This is a genomic window from Psychrobacter sp. I-STPA6b (assembly GCF_020662265.1).
In the GTDB taxonomy this organism is placed as follows: domain Bacteria; phylum Pseudomonadota; class Gammaproteobacteria; order Pseudomonadales; family Moraxellaceae; genus Psychrobacter.
Window position 1 is genome coordinate 1 of the sequence record NZ_VEWM01000133.1, and the last position, 431, is coordinate 431.

1 protein-coding gene is annotated in these 431 nt (G+C 65.0%); it reads right to left on the reverse strand.

Features of this window, described 5'->3' with window-relative positions:
• Nucleotides 1-431 (reverse strand): BtpA/SgcQ family protein (locus tag FHK88_RS14030; protein ID WP_264480703.1); only part of this gene is annotated, 431 nt, incomplete at both ends.

The following is a 431-nucleotide window of genomic DNA, read 5'->3' on the forward strand; positions in this document are numbered from 1 at the left end:
CACATGTTCCGCCCGCAAGGCCGAGCGGTATCGCAGGGCCTGGGCCGCGCGACCCTCCATGAAGCCCTCATTGGCGACATAGGCATTGGCCCATTGGTTGACGCGGATGAAATCGGCGCCCCCCGCGACGGCGGTGGCAAGGGCGGGCAGGGGCGCATTGGCCAGCACGTTGATGCCGATGGGCAGGCCGAAGGCGCGCTTGATGCGGTCGGTGACGACCGACAGGAAGGCGGGCGTTTCGGGGCCGATCTCGTCGGGCTTGGAAAACGGGATGTCGCCGTGGTTTTCTATGATCAAGCCGTGCATGCCCCCTTGCACCAGACGTTCCGCATCGCGCATGCAGGTGTCGTAGATATCGTTCATCGACGCGCCACGATAGCGCGGCGCACCTGGAAAGGCGGGGCAATGGATCATCCCGATCAGCGCCTTGT